Origin of the sequence: Singulisphaera chitinilytica, from assembly GCF_049331405.1 — a bacterium.
GTDB lineage: Bacteria > Planctomycetota > Planctomycetia > Isosphaerales > Isosphaeraceae > PoT.
Window position 1 is genome coordinate 8220747 of sequence record NZ_CP186274.1, and the last position, 23170, is coordinate 8243916.

Here is a 23170-nt window from a genome sequence, read left to right on the forward strand (position 1 = left end):
CCCGCGGCAACTGCCGCGGGCCTTCTTCGTTGACTCGGCTTTGATCAGATCAGCGAGCAGGACTCAGGTGGCCGACTTCGCTCAGGCCTTGGGAGCCTGCCGGGCGATGTTGACCCAGGTGTGGACGTGCGGCGAACCGTGGAAGTACCAGGCGAAGGCCGGGCCTTCGAGCTTCCAGATGTCCCAGACCTGGTCGTTGCCAATGTCACCTTCCTTGAAGTAGGTCAGGCGCAGCTTGTCGACGCCCCCTGCCTCGCGGAGACACTCCTGGACCTCCTCGACGTCGAATGCTCGGAACGGCATGGTCAGGTCCTTGAGTAGCTTCTGGACCATCTGCTTCTGCTGGCCGTCCAGTTCGGAGACGGAAAGGCCGACCGTGCCAAGGTCGTCGCCCCGGAGCTTGATCGCGCGGGGATCGTCGTCGGCTCCGTCACTGATGAGGGCCTTGGCTTTCTGCTTGTCGTCCAGGGTGCCGAAGATCTTGTTGGCCTGCTGCCCCTGGTACCACCAGACGTTATTCGTGTGCTTGGGATCTTCGTTGAAGTGGCCGTCAGCGGCATGGCCGTAGAAGATCGGCCCGCCAAACGCCGCGCCATCGACGCTATTGCCGTCGGCTCGCAGGGTGTCGTGGCGGCCGGTCAGGACCCACTCGAACGGCTTGTCGGTGCCCGGCTCGCCGAAGACGGCGACGTGGTAGCTCTCGAAGCCGCCGTAGTCGTCGTCCATCTGCTTATTGAATCGCTCGTAACCTTCTTCGCTGCAAAGGTTCTTGAAGATCTCTGTGCAGAGGGCCTGCTGCTCGGTGGTCATGTCGCTGATCGTCGGCTTCACAATCGCCCAGTTGTTCTGGACCTTGGAGCGGAGCGGGTGGTCGAACGGGAAGCAGATCTGCTTCCGCTGCTCGTCCTTCAGCGACTTGAAGAACCGGCCCACGGCGGTCTCGGCCGGGGAGGTGGGAGACGGGCCGGCGGGGGTGGCGCTCGCGGCCAAGGCCGTTCTCGAACCGATCAGAGGGACCGATGTCGCCAGGGCGGCGGTGCCCAACGCTTTGACGAAGTCTCGACGTGAAAGGGCCGAGTCGCACTCGCGATCCGAGAACGGACGCTGTTCTGCCATGGATCTGTCTCCTCTGGGCTGGGGACCAGGAAGCCGCGAAAAGCAGGCCCACGGTCTCCGACCAATGTGGGAACCGTCCAGTCAACCTATGACGCCCCACATTTCGAGTCAATGAGTTCACGACCCGTTTCTCGATCGGATGCCGGTCGGCCCGACAGAGCCAACTGATTTAGGCGATCCGCGCATGAAGACGCCCACTCCAGAGATCTAACCTACCGCGCCCTATGGCCATGCCTTCTGGACCGGATTCCGCAGGCGGATTATCCTGGCCATCTCCTGTAAGGGTCCTAATAACGAACGAATCGATTCCCGGACGAGGCCCACATGCCGACGTACCCGCTCACCGACCTCGCGCGCGATCTCTGGGTTGAGAATTTCTCCCTGAGCGCGGCCGACCTGAACCTCGCCACGCCCCACTCCTGGTCGGTCACTAAGAAGACTTTGAGAGGCGGACGCCGCGAGGGGGTCGATCTCGTCCAGGTAGATACGGGCACTTTCTCGTTCTCGGTGCTCCCGACTCGCGGCATGGGGATTTGGAAGGGGAACTATCAGGGGAATCGCGTCGGCTGGATATCGCCCGTGAAGGACGGCCCGATCAACCCGGCCTTCGTCAACCTCATGAATTGGGGTGGCCTCGGCTGGCTGGAAGGCTTCGACGAGTTGCTCGTCCGCTGCGGGCTCGAGAACAACGGGGCCCCCTACAGCGACAAATCGGTGAACCCCGATGGGACCGAGCGCCACACGCTTTATGGTCTCCACGGCAAGATCGCCAACATCCCCGCCTCGCTGGTGACGTTGCACGTCAGCGACAAGGCCCCATACGAGATCACGCTCGAAGGTCACGTCGACGAGGCGAAGATCTTCGGCCCGCAACTGCGCATGACCACGAAGATCACCACAGTCCCCGGCTCGAACAAGCTGACGGTCGTCGACGTGTTCACTAATATGAAGGATGTGCCCTGCGACATGCAGGTGCTCTACCATTGGAACTTCGGCCCGCCTCAGCTCGAAGAAGGCTCCCGGCTCGTCGCCCCGATCAAGACCCTCGTGCCGAGGGATCCGCGGGCGCAGGAAGGACTCGGGCATTTCGACGTCTACGGCGCCCCCGAGCCCGGTTTCGCCGAGCAGGCCTACTTCATGGAGATGCAGGCGAAGGAGGACGGTAAGACCCTCGCCATGCTCCGGAATCGTGCCGGCGATAAGGCCGTCGCACTCCGTTTCAACCGCTCGCAACTCCCCTGCTTCACCCTCTGGAAGTGCACCTCGGGGCACAACGAGGGTTATGTCACGGGCCTGGAGCCGGCGACCAACTTCCCAAATCCAAAGCCGTTCGAGAAGGAGCGGAATCGCGTGGTGACCCTACCGCCGGGCGGCAGCCACACGACCGAGACGACCCTGGAAATCCTCAATACGACCGAGGCGGTCTCCGAGGTCGAGGCGGAAATCCAGGCCCTGGCGAAGCTCGGCTCTCCAACGATCCACCGCAACCCGGTCGAGCCCTTCACGCGAGAGGGTTAAGAGCTTCGCTCATTCCTTCATGCCTCGCGTCCCGTTACGCGAGGCATGAAGGAGATGCCCAGCAATCATGCCTGCGAGACCGGCCCCGCCGGGTAGTAGGTACCGAAGTACCAGACCTGCCCTTCCGGATCCTTGACCCCGAATTCGCGCGATCCATAGTCCGTATCGCGGAGACCGATGAGAATCTCGGCCCCCGCGTCTCGGACCATTTCGTAATACGAATCTATGTTGTGAATGTAAATATAAAGAGTCTGCGTCACACCTCCGGTCTCGGACGGGGACTTGAGACCGATCTCGCCGGGCTTCGAGGATCCGAGCATGATCACGCCAGCACCGAACTTGAGCTGTGCGTGGGCGATCGTCCCAACCGGACCGGGGACCACGAACTGCTTTTCGAATCCGAAGACACTGACCAGCCAATCGATGATGGCGGGGGCATCCTTGTAGCAGATCGCGGGGAAGATGTTGGGGCGTCCGTCGAACGTCGGGGATGACATGACGTCTCCGTTCTTCAGAGAAACTCCCTGGAAATCTCGACACGAGACGCATCATAGGGAGTTCACTCGAACGGCTCTTGGACGATTTTTACCCGACTCGAGATCCGCGTCAGGAGCCGTCATTGCCCCCGCCGTCCGGGAGCATCCGCCCGAGATACTCGGTGGGAGTACATCCGGTGAAGCCGCGGAAATCTCGGATCAGGTGGGCCTGGTCGTAATAGCCGCTCCTCAGCGCGACGTCGACCCAGCGGATCTGCGCGTTCGCTTCGAGCAGATTCAGCGCCTTGCGAAAGCGGAGGATTCGCGCCAGGGTCTTGGGAGGCACGCCAACATGATCACGAAACTGGGCGATCAAATATTTGGGACTGCATCCGATTTCGGAGGAAAGGCCTCCGATACCGACCTGCCCGCCGCTCGCCTCGAGTTGGTTCCAGGCCCAGACGACTCCTTCGGCCGGAGGGTTCGCTGCAAGGATTCGCCCCGAGATATAGGACTCGAGAATCGAGAACCTTCGGGGCCAGTCTCTCGCTTCGCACAACCTCTCGACGAGCAGGCCCGCCCCTTCCCCAAGCACGTCGCCATCATCCACGACGAGGTTCGTCAGGGAACCCATCGGGACGCCGAAGAAAAGGCATGCACCAATCGGCGTGAAATCAACCTGGATGCAACGCGTCGACCCCGGTGACTCGACCAGGGCGTACGACTCATGCAGACCCGCGACGAACGAGCCAAGTGCCCTGGGAGATGCCTCCAACTCATTGGGATCGAGCAGATGGAACGGTCGCCCGAGGTTGACGATCCAGGCGACGCTACTTGAAGGGATCTCGCGGCGACGCACGACCCGCTTCGCGTCCTCTCTCCACCCCTGGTAGCCCCCGACGATATAGGGTCGAAGATGCGAGGAAGGGTCCTGGAAAACGGCCTCCCAGGAATGATCGGCTGATTCGTGGCGGACCACTCGCCGAGGGGGCGGCTCCGCGTCTCGAGGTCTTGAAGAGGTCGAAGCCCTGCTCATCGGTCGCATCCTGCGAGGTTTCGATGGGTGAATCCATCCGACCCGGTTCAAGAGGGAAGGTTCAAGGAATCTAATAGCTTTCATTGGCGATGGGTTGGTCGTCAGGAACCGTATTTTCCGGGAGGGAGTTGCTCAATCCAGGTGTCAATCGTCAGGCGTTGGTCCTCGTGGAAAAGCGATCCGGCAGGTAGCCTTGCCTCAATTGCGATATGGTAGCGGCTTTCATCTCGTTCCAAGAACCTCATGGTCAGTTCGTCTACATCTCCATGTTCCCCGATGTAGACCGAGAAGTATGGGTCTCCCGACTCTTCATCGAACGGTTCCTTCAGGTAGATCTTTTGACCGACCAGATCGGGTAGGCTCGGGAGCGGGATCGGGTCCCCTTCGGCATAGAACCTGACACCGTTATCACACCAGAAGTCCTCCAGGGAAAACGTGTTGATCCCTTCGGTACAGATATTGAACTCCCAACCAGGCTTACCCTGCCTATCGTCGGTGATGTACCGAAACGTCGTAGAATGGACCTTGAAAACATGGGAGCCTATGGAGAGAGTGTTCTTGACCATCCCGCAATCCTCTTGGCAGGCAAGAAGTTATGACTTCGCCGCGATGTTCGAGCCGCGGAGCAATCGCAAAGCATTCACCGTGACGAGCAGGCTCGTCCCCAGGTCGGCGGCGATGGCCAGGCCGAGGTTTGCATAACCCAGGGCCGCGAGGACGAGCACGAGCCCCTTGGTGCCGAGCGCAAGCGCGATGTTCTGCCGGATCCGCGCGAGGGTCATGCGACTATGCCGAACCAGCCAGGGGAGCGCCGCGAGGTTGTCGGCCATCAGCACGACGTCTGCCGTCTCCAATGCGGCTCCGCTCGAAATCCCGCCGAGGGCCACGCTGACCCGAGCGGAGGCGAGTGCGGGGGCATCGTTCACGCCGTCGCCGATCATCCCCGTCGGCCCATGCCGGCCCTCGATCTCGCGGATCGCCGTGACCTTGTCTGCCGGGAGGAGTTCGGCTCGATGCTCCTTGATGCCGAGTTGCCGGGCCATCGCGGCGGCCGTGATGGCGTTGTCGCCGGTCAACATCACGGTATCGATGCCGAGTTGGTTGAGTTCGGCCACGACTCCTGCAGCTTCGGGACGCGCCTGGTCGGCGAGCCGGATCCAGCCCAGCGGGCCGGTCTCGGTGCTGAGTGCCACCGACGTGCCGGCGTTCGATTCGGCGTGGCCGAGCCTGGCGTGGAACTCGGGGCGGCAGAGGCCGGCCTCCTCGATGTAGCGATGGCTGCCGATGTGATACTCGACGGCATCGACGCGACCCGAGGCACCGAGGCCAGGACGGGCGAGGTAATCGTCGGCCACCGGGACGGTGAGCAATCGCTCCCGCGCATGGCGAGCGATCGCGCGACCAAGCACATGGCCACCCCGATCTCCCAACGCCGCGGCGATCCGCAGCAGGTCATCGTCAGGGTGGACACCAGTGGCCACCACCTCGACAACGGCGGGCTCGCCTCGCGTGAGTGTGCCCGTTTTATCGAACGCCAGGGCTCGCAGGCGGCCGAATTCCTCCAGGTACGCCCCCCCCTTGATGAGGATGCCGTTCCTCGCCGCGGCGGCCAGACCGCTGACCACGGCAACTGGGGTGGAGATCACCAGAGCACAAGGGCAGGCGATGACGAGGATGACCAATCCTTTGGAAAACCATCGAGACCAGACGGCCGCGTCGGGATGAGCCCCCAACGCCAGGAGGAGCAGGGGCGGGACGAGCATAATCGCGAGGGCCGCGATCATGGCGGCGGGCGTGTAATAGGAGGCAAAGTGGCCGATGCGACGCTCGACGGGTGCGCGAGAGGTTTGAGCCTCGCGGACCTGGTGAATAATCCGAGAGATCAGTGCATCGCCCACCGGACCAGAGGCCTCGACGGTCAGTGATCCCTCGCCATTGACCGACCCGGCGAAGACGGTGTCATCCACCTCGCGGAGGATCGGCACCGATTCTCCCGTGATCGCCCGCTGGTCGACGCTCGACCGCCCCTCGATCACGCGACCATCGGCGGGGATGCGTTCCCCGGCTCGGATGTGAATGTGATCCCCGGTCGCGATCTGCGAAGCGGGCAATACCCGGATCGTCCCGTCGGGCCCGATGACCTCGGCGGTTTCCGGCGCAACCAACAGCAGCTTACGAACCGCTCGCTTGGCACGTTCCAGGCTCCAGGCCTCGAGGAGTTCCGAGAGCCCGAAGAGGAAAGCGACCGTGGCGGCTTCGTCCCATTCTCTCAGAGCCAAGGCGCCGACGATGGCCGCCGTCATGAGCACATGGATATCGAGTCGGAGCCGCAGCAGGCTCCGAAAGGCCTTGAAAACCAACTCGGCCCCGCCGATCAGGATTGCACCCAGGTAGGCGACCCGCTCGATGCCCCCGGGCAAGCCGAGCAACCAGGCGATCCAGCCGAAAACCACGAAGAGGCCCGAGACTCCGGTCGCCAGCCAGCGTCGGTTCCGTTCCCACCAGGGGGGCGGGACCTCGGCGTCATTGACGAGGCTCGACTTCATGCCGGCCTTCGTCAGCACGTGTTCGACGATGCCCTCGGGGCGGACGTTGTTGGATTCGTAGTCGACCGTCATCGTCCCGAGCGTGAGGTCGAACTGGAGTCGGGAGATCCCCGGGAAATGCTCGAGGGCCGTCTGGAGCTCCCCCATCTCGACGGGGCAGTCCAGACCCTGAACCTTGAGCGTACAACGGGCTCGGCTCATCTCCGCTTATCCTCAGAGCCCGGCGAGTCGCCTGAAGGCGTGCCTGCGAATCATGGGCGGAATCTCGCGAGGAAGCACGGCCGATCGCGACGTCGCGGGAATTGTTTCCGGTCGAAAACATTTGGAATCGATCGAGCCGGCAACCTTGCGCGACTCGAAGGGACGACGAACCGGGTCATGGACCATGATCCCGGGCCCGGCCCATCAGATGATGCCATCTGGCGCGATTATAAGTGCTGGGGCCATATCGGGAAACGCGAGAACGTCGTTTTGGACAACTTGCGTCAACTCTCGACGGCCTGATACATTAAGGATCATGGATGCTTCTCAATCGCGTGACGAGTCCCGCATGCAAATCACCTATTTGATCCGTTACGGTACGATGGCCAGGGTCGGCCAGTTCGTCTCGACCGACGCCGAGCTGAAGCGAGGAGAGACGGTGGTGATCCGCTCGCATCGGGGCACGGAACTCGGAGAAGTCCTGATCCCCGTCGCAACCCCCTCCGAAACAGAGGGCTACGCGGGCGCGGTGATCCTGCGCGTGGCCGATCAAAATGACCTGGCCCGAGCCCGCGAAGTCGAGGCCGAGCGGGGCGAACGCCTGACGCTCTGCCAGGAAGTCTTTGATGAGGGCGTCTGGCCGATCGCCCTGATCGATGTCGAACCCCTCCTGGATGACCGCCGGACGGTCCTCCACTACCTCGGCCCGCACCGGCTCGATACGGTCGGGATCCTCGCCGCCTTCCGCAGCAAGTACGACCTCGACATCATGCTCGAGCCGGTCGGCAAGGATGTGCAGGAGGCCGAGGTCGAGCACGAGGACGCTTCCGACGGCGGTTGCGGGAGTTGCGGCTCGGATGGCGGCTGCGGCTCGGGTTCTTGCGGATCCGTTGGCGAGGGAGGTTCGAGCCACGGAGGCTGTTCGTCCTGCGGGGTGAAAGGGCTCCTCAAGAAGCGACGAGCCCCGGTCACCCATTGACCCGCAGGAAGCTCAAGGCTTGCTGGGGTCGACGAACAGGAGTCGGCCGTAGTCCTCATAGAGGTGGAAGCTGAGCTTCTTGAGCGGGGCCGAGCTCATCAGGACAGGGTCCGTCCCCTCGGGGCCGTAGTCGTAGCGGCAGAGGGCGAAGTCCCAGGCGTCCCCCACCTTCGGCTTGCCACCGCTTGGGGTGAAGATCGACCAGGGCATGCGGCCCTCGACGGTCCAGCTCCTGTCCTTATCCCCGGGCTTGTCGACGGTCCCTTCGGCCACCGCAACGGCCTCGAACCCCAACGGCGGAAGGGCGGCGATGGTCGCGACGTCGAATCCGCGTTTCGGGAAGGGGTATTCGAGTATCACGGACTTCGGGTTCACCTGGAACTCGTAGTAGGCCGGCTTCTCTTTGCTCGGCTTGAAGAAGAGCTCGAAGACGTCGCCGTTCCAGAGGTAGTCATTCCGCTTGGTGCCGAACGACTTCAACTCGGCGTCGGGCATGGTGGCGGCGAAGTAGAACGCCTCGTCGTCCCAGGCGAGCCAGGCTTTCATGCCCGATTTCGGGTCGACGCCCGCCCAGTACGAGGGGAAGCGGTCGATGAGTTCGGCCTGCTTCCAGGCGTCGTCGTCGAGCTTGCCGTCGAGCTTGGGAGCCTTGGTCACCTTCCTGCAGGTCGCCTCGTGCGTGGCGAGAGGCTTTTTCGCCTCGCCATCGGAGGTGGCGGAACCCTTGGCTCCCTGCCCGAAGGCCGACACGCCCGGCATCGCCAGGCAGAGCGCGAGCAGGGGGAACATCCACGAAGACTGTCGCCGTCGCAAGGCCATGTGCCGAGGCCCTCTCGAAGTGGTGATGTGGTCGAATCCCGGCTGAGGACAGGATAGTCGAAGTGGGCGCGAGTGAGCAGTAGGTAGTCCGGATTGACCAATCCGGCCAAGTCGACCAGAATCCGGCCTCGCCCGCTCCCTGCCGGGAGCCTCGTACCGATTCTCAATCGCGCCCGACAGGGTCGGGAAGGAGCCGGCAAGGATGGCCGAGCGTCGACTCATCTGGGGACTCATGCTCGTGGCCGTCCTCGTCCGGGCCTCGGCCATCCTGGTCCTGCAGAGCCACCACATCCCCCGCAGCACTTACGAGCATGGCGAGATCGCCGCCAACATCCTGGCCGGGCGTGGATTCTCTGTACGCTTCCTGGGTGCCGACGGGCCAACCTCACAGCAAGCCCCCATCTACCCCTACCTGCTGGCCGCGGCCTACCAGGTGGGTGGCGCCGAGACCCCGCAATCGCTCCTGATCCTCGAACTCGGCCAGGCCCTCCTCGGCGGGGCACTCGTCTACAGTTCGATTTGTCTCGCCCGGACGATCGCGCCTGGCCGGATCTGGGTCGTCGCGTTGGTCGGATTGATCACCGCTCTCCACCCGACCCTCGTGTATGCAGCAACACATGTTCAAGTCGCATTACTGGCGGCGACGCTGGTGACGGCCTCGCTCGCCCTGGCCTTTCGAGCCGCTCGAACGGGACGTGATTGGGATGCCGTGGCTTGTGGATCAGGCCTCGCTTTGCTCGCGCTGACCGACCCGATCCTGGGCCTCGTCACACCCGGAGTCGCCTGGGTGATTGCGTCGGACAGAGGATTGCGGGGTGCGCGACGACCCGTGGCGATTCTCATCGCGACGATGGTGATCGGGGTAACACCCTGGATCGTCCGGAACGCCATCGTTCACAAAGAATTCGTGCTGGTGAAGAGCACGTTTGGCTATGCCTTCTGGCAGGGGAATTGTGCCCTGAGCGAGGGGACCGACAAGGTCGTACGCCCCTCGGTCGAGCGGGTCTTGCAACAATCGAAGGGTGGCTTGCAGGGGATCAACGAATCGTTGTGGAAGGCGCGACACGAGGCGGGCTATCTCGACGACATCGCCCTGACCCAAGCTGACTATCGCCAATTTGCGAAGGTGAGCGAGCCGGAGAGGTCGCGGATCCTCTTCCGCCGTGCGGTCGCGGATATCAAGCACGACCCCGCGCGGTTTGTGAGCCTGACCCTTCGTCGGCTCCGCTACTTCGTCTTCTTCGACGAGACGAACCCCAAGACCCGGAGCCTGATCTATCGGACCGGGCATCTCGGGCTGACGATCCTCGCGGCTTGCGGGATCCTGCTCATGACCCCGGAAATGCGACGGCGATCGGGGCCGACGGTCCTCACCGTCGTCCTGATCGCCGCATTCCACAGCCTCACGATCGTCTCGGCCCGGTTCCACGTCCCCATCGAGCCGATTCTGGCGGTCTGGGCCGGGGTCGGCTTCGGGTCGAGGCGATTAACCCCGGCTGCCTGCGACGTCGTAGGCGTCCGCGTCTTCAAGCTCAGACTTCGCGAAGTCGCTCACGTCCATCATTGAGTGCGGACGGCTCTCGCCGAAGGTGGTCTTCGCAAGCTTGTACGCCGAACGGACGCTGTAGACTGATAAGGCTGTCGCCGCGAACCACATGAGGCCGATAGCCTCCGAATCCCGGATAATCCCGCCCTGCGCGACCAGCCAGGTGGAGCCAAACGCGACGGCCGGCACCCCCACGCCGATTGCGGTGCTCACCTGCGCCGCGGACGTCCGCGGATCCTTGTCCTCGGGGAGGCGACGCCCCATCTCGAGGGCCATCATGCGTTCCCGATGCTTGAGCTCGCGCGAGTATTTGAAGTACCTGAAGGCCAGGGCCGTCGGCACGATGACGATCGGGACAAAGACAGCGGCGATGGGAATGATCAGCGGATCAACGGCCATGAAAACGCTCCTCACAAGCTCTCGACCCGGGCCTGGAATCACTCGGGAAGAAGGGCCGCCCCGACGGGCTCGCGACTCTCAAACTCGGGGGATTTCCGGTCAGTTCCTGGTTTCTTGACGTGTTCGCGACAAAGTCAGTGTTAGAGTAAGCCCATCCCAAACCCGAAATGCTGATGCCAGCGCAATCGTCAGTGGCCTCACGGAGCCGAATGATGGGACGCGACCATATCCTCGCGATCGACCAGGGGACGACGAGCACTCGAGCCGTGGTCTATGATCGGCAGCTCCGGCCATTGGGGCAAGGCCAGGCGGAGGTTCCGCCCACGTATCCCCGATCGGGCTGGGTCGAGCATGACCCCTCGGCCATCGTCTCCTCGGTCGGTCCTCAGGTCCATGCTGCCCTCTCGGAATCGGGGATCGGCATCGACCGGATCGCGGCCATTGGACTGACAAATCAACGTGAAACCACCGTGATCTGGGATCGCAAGACCGGCCAGGCGATCGGCCCTGCCCTGGTCTGGCAAGACCGCAGGACCGCCGACTTCTGCGATGCCCATCGCGACCGCCGCGACTGGCTCGCCGAGCGGACGGGCCTGATCCTCGACCCCTACTTCTCCGCCACCAAGATCGCCTGGCTGCTCGAGCACATCCCCGACGCCCGTCGCCGAGCCGAGGCGGGCGAACTGGCGGCGGGAACCATCGACAGCTTCTTGATCTGGCACCTCACCGGCGGCCAGCGTTTCGTCACCGACGTCACCAATGCGTCGCGCACCTTGCTGATGGACCTCCGGACGTTGACGTGGGCCGATGACCTTTGTGATTTCTTCGGTGTCCCTCCCCAAATATTGCCGAAAATCCTGCCGAGCTCCGGAGAATTCGGACAAACTCGGGGATTTGACCCCATCCCCGATGGAATCCCCATCATGGGGGTCGCCGGAGACCAGCAGGCGTCCCTGGTGGGCCAGGGCTGCCTCGAACCCGGCCAGGCCAAATGCACGTATGGGACCGGAGCCTTCCTCCTCGCCCACACCGGCTCGAACGTCGTCCCTTCGACGCGAGGGCTCGTCACGACCCTGGCCGCGACCCTCGGCGATGGCCCGCCCCAGTATGCCCTCGAAGGCAGCGTCTTCGTCGCGGGCGCGGCGGTCCAGTGGTTCCGCGACGGCCTCAAGGCCGTCGGTGCGGCTCCCGAGATCGACCGGCTCTATCATGACGGCGACCCCGACTCGGGCGTCCTCTTCGTCCCGGCCCTGACCGGGCTTGGAGCGCCCCACTGGGATCCGGACGCACGTGGCACGATCTTCGGACTCTCGCGAGCCACGACGGTCGCCGACCTGGCTCGCGCCACGCTCGAAGGGGTCGCGTTCCAAGTGGCCGACCTCATCGACGCCCTGAACGCCGACCTGCCGAATCCCCTGTCCGATCTTCGGGTCGACGGTGGCATGGCTCGCTCGGATCCGTTCCTCCAGTTCCAGGCCGACCTGCTTGGCCTCTCCCTGCGTCGGAGCCCTCAGCCCGAGTCGACCGCACTGGGTGCGGCCTTCCTTGCCGGCCTTGGAGCGGGCCTCTGGTCGGTGGCCGACGCCGGCAAGCTCTTACTTGCTGGAGCCCAGACTTTCACCCCCCGGCGCGACTTGTCATGGCGGGAGACGACGCATCAGCGTTGGCAAAATGCCATTGAAACGGTGAAACGGCATTACGGGCGTTAAAGGGTTCTTACGGAGACACTGCGAAGTCCTTCGCAGCGTCTCCAGGCTTCCAGATACGTAAACGATTATGTTTACGTCCCGGAAATTCGATTTCGGCGAAGGCGTCCTTGAGCCTCACTCAAGGACGCTCCCATGGAACCGTATAGGGTGTGCTTGGAGCCTGGAAATCGGTGGAAAGACTCAGCTCGCGCCACTTTCGGTCCGACCCAATTCGCGCTTGATCGCTCTTTTCCGCCGCCTGGACTGCATCGCTTCCGAGCAGGAGCCTGAGCGGCGGTTCGGCGAGATCAGCGATCTGTAAGATCACGGAAGCGGCCCTGGCTGGATTGCCCGCCTGGGTGCCGTGGAGCGACCGAACGTGATCGGCCAGCACCCCGACGGTTGACGCATACTCGGGCCGGCTCGGCCGGATCGTCGACGAGGCCACGAAGTCGGTCCGGAAAGCACCCGGTTCGACGATCGTCACCTTGATCCCCAGCGGCCCCACCTCTTTCGCGAGCACTTCCGAAAAGCCTTCGACACCCCACTTGGCGGCGGCGTAAGCCCCTCGCCCGGGAGGGCCGATGCGCCCGCCGATGGACGAGAGCTGGATGATATGTCCGCTCCCCTGCTCTCGCATCAGCGGGACCGCGGCCTTGGTGAGGTGGATCACGCCGAACAGGTTCGTATCAATCTGAGCCCGGAATTCCTCCAGGCCCGTGTCCTCGATCGAACTGATATCCCCAAATCCCGCGTTGTTCACCAGGACATCGAGCCGCCCAAAGCTCTCGCGGGCGATCTCGATGGACCTAGTCGCGGCCTCGAAATCCGTCACGTCGAGAGCGACGAGACGGACCTGATCGCCGTATCTTTCAGCGAGGTCTTCAAGCTGCGACGGCGTGCGAGCTGTCGCGACGAGACGATGCCCCTGGGCGAGGATGGCCTCGGCAAGCGAGCGCCCCAGACCTCGTGAACAGCCCGTCACCAACCAGACCTTCGACATCGATCCCTCCTCAGCTACTAACCAATTGGTCAATCGAATTGGCCACTTGGTTAGTAGTTTAGCGCCGACCGGCCCTTGGTCAAGCTGCCAAATAGGCGCGGATCCGGAGGAGAATGACGATAGGTCGCACGGCATTCAGCCGGTTGACGCCCTGCCCGAGTGGCCATTACGTTAATGGCGATAAATCCTAGATTCGCCAATGGAACCATCCATGCCCGACGAGGCTCCTCGCGTCCGCGACCCAGAATCGACCCGAGCCGCGATCATCGACGCGGCCGAGCGTCTGTTCGCCGAGAAGGGTTTTGCCGCGACCTCGACCCGCGAGATCTCATCCGGCTCGGGCGTCTCGCACGCGCTCATCCACCATCACTTCGGCACCAAAGAGAATCTTTATGCCGAAGTGAAGCGGCGACTCTTCGAAGACTATTCGCGACGGGCTCCGATCGCTTCCGGCTCCGCCAATCGTCCGCTCAGCGTCAAAGCCGAGATGAAGCGGCTGATGACCTATTTGCTCGAGAACGACCTCCTCTTTCGCCTCTCCGCCTGGATGCGGCTCGAAGGCGATTCCTACCGAACACCCGGTCAACCCAATATCCTCGAAGGCCTCGAAGGCCGGATCGCGGCCTCGCAACGTCTCGGCCGGATCCGCACCGACCTGGATGCCGGGGCGCTCAGCGTGATGGTCTTCGGCCTCATTTACTTCTGGGTCGAGAATCGATCGACCCTGTCGAAACGCTTCGCCCATCCCCTCGACGACAACGCTTACGTCCGCCAGGCCATTGCCTTCGCCGAACAGGCCCTCGCTCCCAACGACGGCAAAACGCCCCGAACTCGTCGCACTCGACCTATCAAGGAAACGCCCGAGCAAGCGTAGTGACGAGGATGTCATCGCCCGAGGCCACGCCATGCGAAGCGCCGCTAAAAATCTAGCACCCGGCCATTGACGCCCTGGCCCAACCTGCTAACATTTTAGCATAGTGCTAGAAATCCAGCATCGCGAGACCGGGCGAGATGATGGGCCGAATCTTCAGCCCGGGCGAAATCAAGGAGAACCGAAACCGATGGCCAAGCCTGCACACGACCCGCTCAGTCGTCGCGAGCGGCAGATCATGGACGTCGTCTATCAGCGCGGCCGTGCCACGGCGGCGGAGGTCCTGGAATCGCTGGCCGACCCGCCGAGTTATTCAGCGATACGTGCCCTGCTCCGCGTTCTCGAGGTGAAGGGGCATTTGAAGCATGAGCAGGACGGCCCACGCTATGTCTTTTTGCCGACCGTGCCTCGCGACAAGGCTCGAAAATCGGCACTCAGACAACTCGTCCAGACGTTCTTCGAAGGCTCGACTGCCCAGGCTGTCGCCGCCCTGCTGGACGCCCCGGATGCGAAGCTCTCCGATGAAGACCTGGATCGACTCTCTCGCCTGATCGCACAAGCGCGTAAGGAGGAACCCTGAACATGACATCTTTCATGCCTTCCATCTCGCTCGATGCCGCTCCTGATTCGATGACATACTTTGTTTTCACAGTGCTCCTTCGGGCGACGATCCTCCTCGGCCTCGCGTGGGCTGTCTGCTCCATCCTGCGACGCCAATCGGCATCGCTGCGGCACCTCATCTGGCTCTCGTCGCTCACCGCCGTTTTGATCCTCCCCGTCCTCATGGGCTTGCTTCCGACCTTGCGGCTTCCCATCCTGCCGAGTCGCTACGCGAGCCAGGCTGCACCCGTTTCGCTCGATCGCACCGAGATCCCCGAGCCGAAACCGTCCCCGGTTGAGCCACCTCACGTTTCGCCTGCCTTCGCGACTCCGGTCGCTCATGAATTGGTTCGAGCTGAAACAAACGGACTGACATCAAGTCCGATACTTTCCCCCGTACCCGCCGCAAATGCTGTTGAGATAAAGACTTATTTTATAACTAAATGCATATTTTTATTACAAATTGGGTGGGCCGGAGGAGCTCTTATCGTCCTGATGCCCATGCTGACCGCGCAGGTGAGACTACGACGCGTTCTGATTCGTTCGCAGCCTCTCAATGACGCGAAATGGACGGGGCTCATCGAGCAGCTTGGCTCATGGCTGAGACTCTCGCGACGCGTCTCACTGCTCTGCGGAGGCCCCACGACCTCGCCGATGACCTGGGGCGTCTTGCGTCCCAAGGTGCTCATCCCATCGGCCGCCGAGGAGTGGTCCCAGGAGCGGCTTAAGGTCGTACTCCTGCATGAGCTGGCCCACGTCAAGCGCTGGGACTGCCTCGCTCAGATGTTCGCTCGGGTCGTTTGTGCCGTGTACTGGTTCCATCCACTGGTGTGGGTCGCCTCGAACCGGCTCAGGGTCGAACGCGAGAAGGCCTGCGACGACCTCGTCTTGCTCTCGGGCTCGAGTGCGGCCGATTACGCCGAGCATTTGCTTGAAGTGGCGAGGAGCTTGAGGTCGGCACCGAGGCTCGCCGCTGTTGCCGTTCCAATGGCCAGAGCCTCGCAAATCGAAGGGCGACTCCTCGCGATCCTCGACCGCAGGCGACGAAGGCACGGCCTCGGGCGACTCGGTGCGTTCGGGTTGCTGGCGACAGTCGGGCTCCTCCTGCTCTCGATCTCGACGACGAGGCTTGCGGCTCGGATCGTCAACGAGGCCGGGGACGACGCGAAGCGCGAGGCGACGCAGGCCTCGTCCGAGGCCAAATCAACCAGGATGACGGTCTCGGGGCGCGTGGTGGATGAGTCGGATAAGCCCGTGGCTGGGACAAAGGTGCTCATCCTCGGCCGCCGCAAACTCGCGGCGCTCAACGCAAGGTCCGAAAATCAGTACGAAGTCATGGGTCGTACCGAGACTGATGCCAACGGCAATTACCGCGTCGAGGTCCGCCGATCCTCCTCAGTCACGCACTACGAAATCATGGCGCTGGCCTCGGCTCCTGGGCATGGATTGGGTTTCATCGAATTGAACCGCGACGCCCCAACACCCTCGGCCAATGTCAAGCTCAAGCCCGAACAAGTCGTCGAAGGGCGACTCGTCGATCTCGAAGGTGCTCCTGCATCGGACACGGCCATTCGCGTCTCCGCCATCGGCCTTGAAAATAAGCAGACGGAGCAAATTATAGGGATCAACTTCTGGAGAAATGTACCGAAAGACGTCAATGGCATCTGGCCGGAGCCGCTCAGAACCAACGGCGATGGTCGCTTCCGGATCCATGGCATAGCTCGACGTGCCCATGTCTCGCTCGAGGTAGACAGCCCAAGATACGCCCGCCAGTACCCCAATTTTCAGATGAGTCCGACAACCGGGTCGAAGCCCATCACGTTGTCTTTGCAACCGGCGATGACGGTCTCGGGGAGGGTGACCCACACCGATACCGGGACGCCCATGGAAAACGCGATCGTGGAAGTCGAAGCCGGGAATGATCGCTTCAGTTCCGGCAGGATCCTGGTCCGCACCGATGCAGAAGGTCGCTATACCGCGAACTCTGCACCAGGCAAGTTTTCCAGCGTCACGGTCTATCCGCCCATCGGCACCCCTTATCTCATCTTCGAACGCAACTTCGAAGACGACGGCGACGCGATGAAGCGGATCGTCGACATGAAGGTGCCTCGGGGCGTACTCATCACCGGTCGGATCACGTCGAGTGGCAACAATCGCTCCCTATCCGGGTCGAGCCTTTACTACATGAATGGCGAGGGCAACGTCATCTATGGCGAGGGCACGATCCCAAACTATTCCTCTGCAGTCCTGAGCGACTCCGAGGGCCGCTACGCGATCGCGGTCAAGCCGGGTAAGGGGTACCTCGTCTGCTACGGGCCGACAGCCGACTTCGTCCATGAGATCCGGGGCGACCGGGATCTCGACTACGGAAAGCCGGGCGGCCAAAGAAATTATGCACACGCCTTCAAACACTATGACGTGAAAGCGGGCCAACATCCTCTCCAGATGGACATCGCCTACAAGCCGGGAGTCACCGTGACCGGCACCGTAGTAGGCCCCAATGGCGAGACCGTCGAGTCGGCGGAGATCATCACGACACTCTCCATCTCTCCGTTTCACACGAACTGGCGTGGCGACTTCACTCTCCCCGTTCGCGAGGGCCGGTTCGAGTTGCATGGCGTGCCGCCGGACAGGGCCGTGAAATGCTCGTTCCTGGATGCGAAGAATGGATGGGGGACCACGATCGAGGTCACAGGGGCGATGGCCGCGAAGGGGCCGCTCAACGTGAGGCTCGAGCCCTGCGGCACGGCGACAGTTCGCGTGGTGAATCCCGAAGGAAAACCCGTGGAACGTAGTGCGGTCACGCTGACCATCGTGGCTACGCCGGGGCCAGGGGAAGAAATCGGGGATACAAAGCTATCCGAAGCCGAGAAGGGCCAGCTCTCGGCCGACGAGGAGATCTACGCCAACGTCGACCGCCTGCACTACTGGCAGCCCGACCTCAGCAATGCCGAAGGGCGCGTGACCATGCCGTTCCTGATCCCCGGGGCCACGTATCGGATCTACGAATATGAGAAGGTTCGCGGCGAGGACATGTACCGCTGGAGGGATTTCTCGCTCAAGGCAGGTCAGACCATCGACCTGGGCGACGTCAAGGTCAAGGGTTCGGGCGGCTGATCTGCATCACTTCGCAATCATGTCATCAAGAAACTGGGATCCTGGCGAATTCACATCGTCACAAGCTGAGATGAATTCATGAACTTTCAATATATTAATCGTCCCTGGGAGCCTTTCGAGCCAAAGGGGTCCGACCCCTGGGATCTCCGCAAGGTGGCCCACCTCCATCGTCGCGCCGGCTTCGGCGCGACCTGGGGTGAGATCCAGCGGGACCTGAAGGCAGGACCGGCCGCGAGTGTCGACCGGCTCCTATCTCCGCCCGCCGCGTCGGCCGACGAAGAGCAGGTCGTTGAGAGCCTCAGACAAGGGGCCGTGGAGTCGTCGAACCTGCGACGGCTCAAGGCCCACTGGCTGTATCGCATGCGGTTCGGAGGCGACCCGCTGCGAGAGAAGCTCACGCTCTTCTGGCATGGCCACTTCGCGACGAGCATCACCAAAGTCGCGAGCGTCACGGCGATGTCTCGCCAGATCGAGACGCTTCGAGAGCACGCATTGGGCGATTATTCGAAAGTGCTCGCGGCGATCACCTCCGATACGGCAATGCTCTCGTGGCTCGATGGCGGGACCAGCAGCAAGGAACGACCCAACGAGAACTTCGCCCGGGAGTTCCTGGAGCTCTTCACGCTCGGGACCGGCCATTACTCGGAGTCGGATGTTCGAGAATCGGCCCGAGCCTTCACCGGATGGGTCAGCGGCCCCAGTCGGCGGACACCTAACGACGCGAATCCCGAATTCCTCTTCGATCCCGCCCACCACGACGACGGCCAGAAGACGTTCTTGTCGCACTCTGGCCAATGGAATGCCGACGACATTATACGTTTGACTCTGGAGAGTCCCGAAGCGGCCGACTTCCTTGCGCGGAAGCTCTATCGATTCTTCGTCGATGAGTCCAAAGTTCCGAGTCGGGAGCTGATCGAACCACTCGCCCTGGAGTTGCGGAACCACGATTATTCGATTCGCCAGGTCGTCGGAATCATCCTCCGCTCGCGTCATTTCTATTCGCAGGAGGTCTATCGACGCCGGGTGAAGTCTCCCGTCGAGTTGATCGTCGGACTGACTCGGATGCTGGAAGTCCCTCGCCATGCGTTGAGCCTCCTTACGCTCGCCAATGCCTGCGATCGGCAGGGTCAGAGCCTCTACGGACCGCCGAGCGTCGGCGGCTGGGAAGGCGGGACCTCCTGGATCAACAGTGCCCTGCTGCTGGAACGACTCAACTGGTCCAACGACCTGATCTGGGGCCATCCCGACTCCAACATCGCGGCGTACGACCCGATCGCATGGTCGCAAGGCCACGGGATCGCACCCGAGAAGATCGCCGAGTCGTTGATCGACGTCCTGCTGGACGACGGGCTTCGCCCCGAGGCGAAAGCCATTGTCCTCGACGCCGCCCGTGAGGGGCGAGTGGACGACCTGCGTAAAGCCCTCCAGCGCCTGCTCCACTGCCCGGAATTCCAGTTGGCCTGATAATCCCACATCAGAGGAAATCGACCATGTCGACGACCCGTCGCGAACTGCTTCGACTCGGCCTGGGCGGCTCGACCCTCCTGGCCTGCGGGACGACCGTCCCGACCTTCCTCGCTCAGTCGGCCAATGCCCTTTCCGCCCTGCCCGATCGTAAAGTCGATGGCCGCATCCTCGTCGTCGTCCAACTCGACGGCGGGAATGACGGCCTCAATACCGTCGTCCCGCATCTGGACGATGCCTACAATCGAAACCGTCCCACGCTGAAACTCAATGGAACTCAGCTCAAGCGCATCGACGACCGAGTGGGATTGCATCCAGCCCTCGACGACTTCGCAAGGCTGTCGGAGAAGGGTCGGCTGGCCATCGTCCAGTCGGTGGGCTATCCGAACCCCAACCGATCGCATTCCGAGTCGATGGCCATCTGGAACACGGCGCAGCTTGACCCGGGGCTCCAGACGCCCGGATGGCTCTCCAGGGCCGTCGAGTCGAGCAAGCCAATCCAGGCCAGGAGCGACGCTCCCGCTCTGCAGGTCGGTGACGAAGCCCTTTCGCAAGCATTGCGTGGTTCAAGCCAGCCCATCCCCTGCCTAGCACGGCCCGAGCAATTCCAAAGGCGTCTTGGTCCGCTCGATCATTCGACAGGGCGACAGCAACGCGATGCCCTGGATCACGTTGTCCAGGGCTCAGAGATGAGCGATAACCCTCTGCTCCAGTTCGTAGCCCGCAGCACGATCCTTAGCTATGTGAGCAGCGCCCGGTTGGAAGAGGTTCTCCACAACGAATCAGGGGCAACGGGGTATCCATCCAATTATGAACTGGCTCGCAGGCTGAAGCTGATCGCCCAGCTCATTCGGGCCGAGGTGTCAACGCCCATCTACTACGTCCAGACGGGGAGTTTCGATACCCACGCCAACCAGTTGGACACTCACGCTGCTTTACTCAGGCAACTCGGACGATCGCTCGGAGCCTTCCTGGCCGACCTCGAACGCAACGGTCTGGCCGATCGCGTGGCCGTGCTGGTCTTCTCCGAATTCGGCCGACGACTGCATGAGAACGCGAGCGAGGGGACCGACCACGGCACGGCCGCCCCGGTCTTCCTCCTGGGTCATCCGGTCAGTGGGGGCTTACATGGTCCCTATCCGGACCTGGATCACCTCGAAGACGGCGATCCCAAACACGCGATCGACTTCCGCCGCGTCTATGCGTCAGTCCTGGAACATTGGCTCAAGATATCGGCGAATCCGATCCTGGGCGGTTCATTCGAGACTCTGCCACTCTTCAAGTCTTAGGCTCGTCGCAAGCGAACGCGCTTTGATTCGGCAAACCGGATGGCGTTAATGTCATCGAGCGTGCGTCGTACTGATGGCTCCTGCAAAAGACGCCGATTCCTCGTGCGTGCTGGTACTCGTCGGGACGACACGGATGACCACCGACTTGGACGCGGGCGTGCGGCTGCCGTCGGCGAAGTCATCGATCGGGACGAGGACGTTCGCCTCGGGGAAATAGGTCGCGGCGCATCGGCGAGGGATCTGGTACGAGATGACGATGAATCGCGTGGCGACCCGACGCTCGCCGCGGAATTCGCCGATGAGGTCGACGACCTGCCGATCCACCAGGCCGAGTTCAGCCACGTCATTCGGGTTCATGAAGACGATCCGGCGCTCCTGATAGACGCCTCGATAGCGGTCGTCGAGCCCGTAAATTGTCGTGTTGTACTGATCATGACTGCGGATGGTCATCATCATGATCTGACCAGGCTTCATCTCGATCTTCGGCATCGGGACCGGATTGAACCGAGCCTTGCCGGTCGCGGTGACGAACTTCAGATTCGCCGCGTTGTTCGGCAGGATGAAGCCTCCGGGTTGCCGGACTCGAGTGTTGAAGTCCTCGAAGCCCGGGATCACCCTGGCGATCCGGTCGCGGATGCGATCGTAGTCGGAGATCATTGCGTCCCAATCGACCGCGGGATCCGGTCCCAGTGTGGCCTTGGCCAGGCGGCCGATGATGGCCGGCTCGCTCAGAAGCGACTTCGAGGCCGGGCTGAGTGCCCCTCGCGAGGCATGGACGACGCTCATCGAGTCCTCGACGGTGACGAACTGCTCGCCGGCGTCCTGGGTGTCGAGTTCGGTCCGACCGAGGCAAGGCAAGATCAGGGCCTGCTTGCCCGTGACAAGATGGGCCCGGTTCAACTTCGTCGAGACGTGGGCGGTCAGGCGGCAGCGGCGGAGAGCCTCGGCGGTGTACGCGGTGTCGGGGGTCGCCGAGTGGAAGTTGCCCCCCATGGCGAGAAAGACGTGGGCTTCGCCATTGTGCATCGCCTTGATCGCGGCGACCACGTCATGCCCATGCTCGCGAGGAGGCTCGAACCCGAACTCGGCGCCGAGACTGTCGAGGAAGGCGTCGGAGGGCTTCTCGTAGATCCCCATTGTCCGGTCGCCCTGGACATTACTATGCCCGCGCACAGGGCAAGCCCCTGCGCCTGGCTTGCCGAGGTTGCCTCGGAGCAGCAGCAGGTTGACCACTTCCTGGATGTTGCCGACCGCGTTCTTGTGCTGTGTTAGCCCCATCGCCCAGCAGACGATGACCCGCTCGGCCTTGATGTAGACCTGGGCGGCTCGATGGATCTGTTCCCGGTCGATGCCGCTTTGCTCGAGGATTTCGTCCCAGGAAACCAGATCGATCGCCGCAATGAACTCGTCGAATCCCGAGGTATGCCGGGCGATGAAGTCATGGTCGAGGACCTGGCCGGGGCGCCTCCGCTCTTCCTCGAGGACCTCCTTCATGATCCCCTTGAGGAGCGCGACGTCGCCGTTGATCCGGACCTGCAAGAACTGCTCGGCGATGGGCGTGCCGCCGGTGAGGAGGTCGCGGACGTCCTGCGGATGGGAGAATCGCTCCAGGGCTTTCTCATGCAGCGGGTTGATGCTGATGATGTGGCAGCCGCGCCTGGAGGCGGCCTCGAGGGCCGAGAGCATCCGCGGGTGGTTCGTGCCGGGGTTCTGGCCGATCACGAATATGGCGTCGGCGAGGTCGAAGTCGTGCAGCGAGACGGTCCCCTTGCCGACACCGAGGGATTGCCCGAGGCCGACGCCACTCGACTCGTGGCACATATTCGAGCAGTCGGGCAGGTTGTTCGTACCAAACTTGCGGACGAACAGTTGGTAGAGGAAGGCCGCCTCATTACTCGTCCGCCCCGAGGTGTAAAAGATCGCCTCGTCGGGAGACGAGAGCCCGCGAAGCTCCTGCGCGATGATCGCAAACGCCGCGTCCCAGCTGATCGGCTCGTAATGCGAGGCCCCCTCGCGCAGCCACATCGGGTTGGTGAGTCGCCCTTGAGATTCGAGCCAGTAGTCCGACTGCTCATAGAGTTGGGCGACCGACCACTTGCGGAAGAACTCGGGCGTGACGCGCCGGGTCGTCGCCTCGGCCGCGATCGCTTTTGCCCCGTTCTCACAGAACTCGCCCGGAGAGCGATGAGAGACGTCGGGCTCTGGCCAGGCACAGCCAGGGCAGTCGAATCCCTTGGCCTGGTTGATCTTGAGGAGTGTTGAGGCCCCTCGCAGGATGCCCGTCTCGTGATAGACATGCTTGAGCGTGCTGATGATGGCGCCGAATCCGGCCGCGGGATGGTGGTACGGGCGGACGTCCACGACGGCCTTCTCAACCGTTGACTCGTGTGCCACGCCTCTGGTCGGCTGGTTCTCGCTGGTCGCCGTTGGAACCGAGGTTTCCAAGCTCTGATCCGCCATCGGTTCGCTCTCCTCGCAATCCACGACGGCCCGCGTCCAAAG

18 protein-coding genes are annotated in these 23170 nt (G+C 62.7%); 9 read left to right on the forward strand and 9 right to left on the reverse strand.

The annotated features are described in order from the left end of the window. Positions 1–81: 81 nt before the first annotated feature. Entirely contained in the window at positions 82–1116 is a 1035-nt protein-coding gene (locus tag ACOYYX_RS32110; protein WP_422926744.1) for a DUF3500 domain-containing protein, read from the reverse strand. Between the two features lie 324 nt (positions 1117–1440). Between ACOYYX_RS32110 and ACOYYX_RS32115 the strand changes: the two genes are divergently transcribed. After that, positions 1441–2634, forward strand: a complete 1194-nt coding sequence (locus ACOYYX_RS32115) for an aldose 1-epimerase family protein (RefSeq protein WP_422926745.1) — start codon at positions 1441–1443, stop codon at positions 2632–2634. Positions 2635–2699: 65 nt separating this feature from the next. On the opposite strand, the gene ACOYYX_RS32120 is transcribed toward ACOYYX_RS32115, so the two are convergent. From ACOYYX_RS32120 to ACOYYX_RS32135, 4 genes are all read right to left on the reverse strand, one after another. After that, a complete protein-coding gene (locus ACOYYX_RS32120; protein ID WP_422926746.1) occupies positions 2700–3131 on the reverse strand; it encodes a VOC family protein in 432 nt (143 codons plus the stop codon). A 109-nt stretch (positions 3132–3240) separates the two neighbouring features. Then, on the reverse strand, positions 3241–4146 hold the full coding sequence (locus tag ACOYYX_RS32125) for a helix-turn-helix domain-containing protein (protein WP_422926747.1): 906 nt from the start codon (positions 4144–4146) through the stop codon (positions 3241–3243). Positions 4147–4247: 101 nt separating this feature from the next. After that, positions 4248–4712 (reverse strand): hypothetical protein, encoded by a 465-nt coding sequence (locus tag ACOYYX_RS32130; RefSeq protein WP_422926748.1) that lies wholly within the window; start codon positions 4710–4712, stop codon positions 4248–4250. Between the two features lie 27 nt (positions 4713–4739). Then, entirely contained in the window at positions 4740–6893 is a 2154-nt protein-coding gene (locus ACOYYX_RS32135) for a heavy metal translocating P-type ATPase (protein WP_422926749.1), read from the reverse strand. A gap of 349 nt (positions 6894–7242) precedes the next feature. Between ACOYYX_RS32135 and ACOYYX_RS32140 the strand changes: the two genes are divergently transcribed. Continuing rightward, positions 7243–7872 carry a PSP1 C-terminal domain-containing protein gene (locus ACOYYX_RS32140; protein WP_422926750.1) on the forward strand — a complete coding sequence of 210 codons (630 nt, stop codon included), beginning with the start codon at positions 7243–7245 and terminating at the stop codon, positions 7870–7872. A 12-nt stretch (positions 7873–7884) separates the two neighbouring features. On the opposite strand, the gene ACOYYX_RS32145 is transcribed toward ACOYYX_RS32140, so the two are convergent. Then, complete coding sequence (locus ACOYYX_RS32145; protein ID WP_422926751.1) at positions 7885–8691, reverse strand: carbohydrate-binding family 9-like protein; 807 nt, start codon at positions 8689–8691, stop codon at positions 7885–7887. Between the two features lie 202 nt (positions 8692–8893). Between ACOYYX_RS32145 and ACOYYX_RS32150 the strand changes: the two genes are divergently transcribed. Further along, positions 8894–10258: a hypothetical protein gene (locus ACOYYX_RS32150; protein ID WP_422926752.1), complete on the forward strand. Its 1365-nt coding sequence runs from the start codon at positions 8894–8896 to the stop codon at positions 10256–10258. Here ACOYYX_RS32150 and ACOYYX_RS32155 read toward each other — a convergent pair. Then, positions 10178–10636: a hypothetical protein gene (locus ACOYYX_RS32155; RefSeq protein WP_422926753.1), complete on the reverse strand. Its 459-nt coding sequence runs from the start codon at positions 10634–10636 to the stop codon at positions 10178–10180. The two genes, ACOYYX_RS32150 and ACOYYX_RS32155, sit on opposite strands and share 81 nt — an antisense overlap. Before the next feature lie 212 nt (positions 10637–10848). Here ACOYYX_RS32155 and glpK point away from each other — a divergent pair, with 212 nt between their 5' ends. Next, positions 10849–12345, forward strand: coding sequence for a glycerol kinase GlpK (gene glpK, locus ACOYYX_RS32160; RefSeq protein WP_422926754.1), 1497 nt, complete (start codon positions 10849–10851; stop codon positions 12343–12345). A 118-nt stretch (positions 12346–12463) separates the two neighbouring features. Here glpK and ACOYYX_RS32165 read toward each other — a convergent pair whose 3' ends face one another. Further along, positions 12464–13327, reverse strand: coding sequence for an oxidoreductase (locus ACOYYX_RS32165; RefSeq protein WP_422931693.1), 864 nt, complete (start codon positions 13325–13327; stop codon positions 12464–12466). 211 nt (positions 13328–13538) lie between these two features. Here ACOYYX_RS32165 and ACOYYX_RS32170 point away from each other — a divergent pair, with 211 nt between their 5' ends. From ACOYYX_RS32170 to ACOYYX_RS32190, 5 genes are all read left to right on the forward strand, one after another. Further along, a complete protein-coding gene (locus ACOYYX_RS32170; RefSeq protein WP_422926755.1) occupies positions 13539–14201 on the forward strand; it encodes a TetR/AcrR family transcriptional regulator in 663 nt (220 codons plus the stop codon). Between the two features lie 187 nt (positions 14202–14388). Further along, the gene (locus ACOYYX_RS32175; RefSeq protein ID WP_422926756.1) at positions 14389–14778 is read left to right on the forward strand and encodes a BlaI/MecI/CopY family transcriptional regulator; all 390 of its coding nucleotides are present in this window, start codon (positions 14389–14391) and stop codon (positions 14776–14778) included. A 50-nt stretch (positions 14779–14828) separates the two neighbouring features. Continuing rightward, a complete protein-coding gene (locus ACOYYX_RS32180) occupies positions 14829–17915 on the forward strand; it encodes a M56 family metallopeptidase (RefSeq protein WP_422931694.1) in 3087 nt (1028 codons plus the stop codon). Between the two features lie 78 nt (positions 17916–17993). Next, complete coding sequence (locus ACOYYX_RS32185; protein WP_422926757.1) at positions 17994–19379, forward strand: DUF1800 domain-containing protein; 1386 nt, start codon at positions 17994–17996, stop codon at positions 19377–19379. Positions 19380–19405: 26 nt separating this feature from the next. Then, positions 19406–20668 (forward strand): DUF1501 domain-containing protein, encoded by a 1263-nt coding sequence (locus ACOYYX_RS32190; RefSeq protein WP_422926758.1) that lies wholly within the window; start codon positions 19406–19408, stop codon positions 20666–20668. 51 nt (positions 20669–20719) lie between these two features. On the opposite strand, the gene ACOYYX_RS32195 is transcribed toward ACOYYX_RS32190, so the two are convergent. Continuing rightward, positions 20720–23128 carry an FdhF/YdeP family oxidoreductase gene (locus ACOYYX_RS32195; protein ID WP_422926759.1) on the reverse strand — a complete coding sequence of 803 codons (2409 nt, stop codon included), beginning with the start codon at positions 23126–23128 and terminating at the stop codon, positions 20720–20722. Positions 23129–23170: the final 42 nt, after the last annotated feature.